A 3,250-nucleotide genomic window follows, 5' to 3' on the forward strand; every position below is an offset into this window, starting at 1 on the left:
AAATAAAGTAACAATATTATCTTTGTGTATAGTTAAAAATGTATGCCCTGTACCTACAGTTTCAGTCCAAACAAAAACTCCGCTTGGTAATATAAAATCGGAATTAGAACAAACACTTTCATTGGGCTCAGTAATAAAGGCAAATATTTTTATTTGCTTTACTCCTAATAAGTATTCAGATATAAAATGGACTCTTTTTATTGCAGTCTTCTTATCTGAATCAATAAATGTATTTCCGTTCTTATCATCCTTAAACCCTATAAGAGCACCGTTATCATAACTAATTCTCCATTGTACCCTATTCAAATCATTTATAGTCAAATCCTCTTTATTCTTACTAAATTTAGTAACAACAAAATCATAATTTTTTCCTCCTTCAATTGTATCGGGACCATTAACTTCTAAAACTTTTAATATTGCATTTTTTCTCGGGTTATTGACATCGTTATTCACTCCACCGACACACCCATTCTGAATATGTTTTCCGCTTGCTGTATTTTTAGTATAACCACTTTCTTCCAAGATACAACCACTTGCATTACCTTTTATATTCTTTGCAAATATTTGTATTTGTCCTTTCTTTTTTTGATCTTGCTTTTCCATCTTTTTAAGATTTATGCATTATGACCTTTCTCTCCAGACAAATTATGAATAGTCCCTTCACTATTCTGAACATAATCCTTTGAAGCTGCTACTTCAATTCCCTCCGCAGCATTTTTATGAATATCTTTCGCATCATAAGAATAATTCTCGCTTGCTATCTTAAGTATATTTGTTGCATTCAAACTATAATCTAATGTTGCATTCTGCCAGATATTTGCTCCCGCAGTTTCTGTAATATTCATTCCCACTGAGTTACTCTTATTCATCCCCACTGAAGTATTCATATTCTCACTTACAATAATATTCATATTCTTACAGTTTAGAGTCATTGTCTCTGGTGCTGTAATATTAATATTACTTCCCGTCGTGTCCAAATGAATCTCATTTCCGCTTTTATCTGTAATGATAATACTTTCATCCTCTGTAAATACTACCCTGTGACCACTTCTTGTTTGAATGGACTTTATCCGGTTACTTGCACCACCACCCAAACCAACTCCACCATGAAACATTCCTCCCATGACAAAAGGTCTGTCCGGATGGCTATGAACAAAGTTAACCATAACCTGATCTCCTATTTCCGGAATGGCAACATAACCACGGTTCTGAGTAATCTGATCAGTTCCACCTGCATCAGGACTCATAACTCTGATAAAGTTCGTAATATCATTCATCTGCCAGTCAAACCTTACCTGAACTCTACCCTGCCCTTCAGGATCAGCATTGGAAATAACTGTGGCAATCTGTGGCTGTGCTGACGGAATTGTAAATTCAGGTTTGGGTAAAAATCCGGTATCTGCCGCAATGGCTTCAAAACGTCCTGTATAATGTCCCAAAGTATCTATTTCATGAATTGCTTCCGTAACCATTACTTTAGTGAAATAAGTAGTCTCATTGCTGTCTTCTTTTCTCATTTTAAGATCGGCAACACATCCGGGATACAGGAAAGGAACTGTTGTTTCCCCTGAAACTGTAAAAACTTCTACTGCCTGGCTTCCCGCAGTACTCGTTTGTGAATTGGTAACATCCATATCAGTTCTGGCTTTGATAGGAGCAATACGAAGGGATGGTGTTTTAAAGATTCCTTTATTATTTCTATATGCTGTTTGAGCTAAATCTCCTTTATGAGCAACCGGAGTTTCCCCTGAAGTAAGCTTTGCATTACTGCTGCTGTTATATCCGTAAAAATTAGGATTAATATGAACGGCTTTTATTTCTACATTAATTCCGGAAACATTACTACCATATACAAGCTCCAGTGTTTTATTCTGTGGTGGTAAATTCCCGAAGTGCAACACTTCACCATCATAAAAAAACTGTTCACCATAAGCTTCTGCCATTCGGCACAGATAATTATAATGGGTTTCATCATATTGTGTACTGTAAAGGATCTGTGAAGAAGCCTTGGCATCTATACGATAATCAAATTTACCTTTATCTATACCTTGTTTGATTACCTCATTGGCAATAATCCCCATATTCACAGGCTGATCTCCTCCGAAGCTTTGGGTATGCGGGGCTGCATCCAGTAATATTGTTGGACTGAATCCCTTCAGAACAATGTTTCCAAGACTGTGATGCTCCTGGCTGAATCCTACTTTGGTAATTACACCAACAAAAACCCTCTCCGGGCTCTGCTCAACATCTTTATACAGAATTTTAACCGTCAGTCGATTACCTAAAAATTTGTTAGCATCTTCCAATGTGTGGCTTTGTCTAGTTTCCAGACTATCATGAGACAAAGTAAGTTCAAACTTATGATGTTTCCTAGTGCTTTGCTTGAGCTTAAAATGCTTAAAATGTGAAATTATCTTACCATTTATTATGACTTCTAATTTCACAATGCGGTTTATTCCTATGATATTATTTTCTTTGATGGCATTGGAATTATCTGGAGCCTTATATCCATCAGGTCTAAAGAAGGCCGATTCCGGAGTATTTTTCTTTTTCATATTGATTGTGTATTTTTAGTGTTTTCTTACTTATGGATTATAGAAAAATCAAATAAATTTTCATCCTATTTTTTACTTTTAATCTCTTTCCATCTCAGAGAGGTATCTTTATCTTTAAATTCAAAATAATACTCTGCTGCTTTCAGGGCATCCTCTATTGCTAAAACCTTTCTTGCAGAGTATGTATTGAGTTCTTTTCTAATCATTAGCTCTATCTTCTTAGTGGAAGTATGCCTATTTTCATCATTTTCTAAATCAAAATTAGACTTACCGGCATTGAACGATATAATATATTGTTCACCATTACCGCAAATATATAAGGATGTATTATCCTCTTCTAAAAGTATCTCAGTAAATTCCATTCCATCCAGACGGATAATATAATTCTCAATATCATGGAATTTCTTTTCATCGATAACTTTTGTGTCGTAGGTATTTCTTTCCCAACGATCAAATGTTAATTTCATATTACAATAAATTTTCTATTTTTTAGCCAAAGAAAAAGGCTTTTATTTGGCTTACTTAAAGAGGCTCTGTACCACTAGTAAGTCTCTTAATTTATAAATACCCAATTGTCAAATTTGAGTCTTATTACGATTGCATACTTTTTTGAAATGGGAAGGCCATTTTTATATACTAAGTAGTGTAGAATATTAACATCATTCTACCCTCGATTGATTTAATTTGTCTAAATC

Annotated in this window: 3 protein-coding genes; all 3 read right to left on the minus strand. The window is 34.6% G+C overall.

Translation table 11 applies throughout. From position 1 onward, the window contains the following. On the minus strand, window positions 1-603 hold a 603-nt coding region (locus tag Q0A18_RS05500), incomplete at its 3' end, for a hypothetical protein (RefSeq protein ID WP_292009175.1). Between the two features lie 11 nt (window positions 604-614). Continuing rightward, a complete protein-coding gene (locus tag Q0A18_RS05505) occupies window positions 615-2,555 on the minus strand; it encodes a phage baseplate assembly protein V (protein WP_024566394.1) in 1,941 nt (646 codons plus the stop codon). A 65-nt stretch (window positions 2,556-2,620) separates the two neighbouring features. Next, on the minus strand, window positions 2,621-3,022 hold the full coding sequence (locus Q0A18_RS05510) for a hypothetical protein (RefSeq protein ID WP_159109202.1): 402 nt from the start codon (window positions 3,020-3,022) through the stop codon (window positions 2,621-2,623). Between the last annotated feature and the right edge of the window lie 228 nt (window positions 3,023-3,250).

The organism is Chryseobacterium sp. (assembly GCF_022712095.1).
Taxonomy (GTDB): Bacteria; Bacteroidota; Bacteroidia; order Flavobacteriales; family Weeksellaceae; genus Chryseobacterium.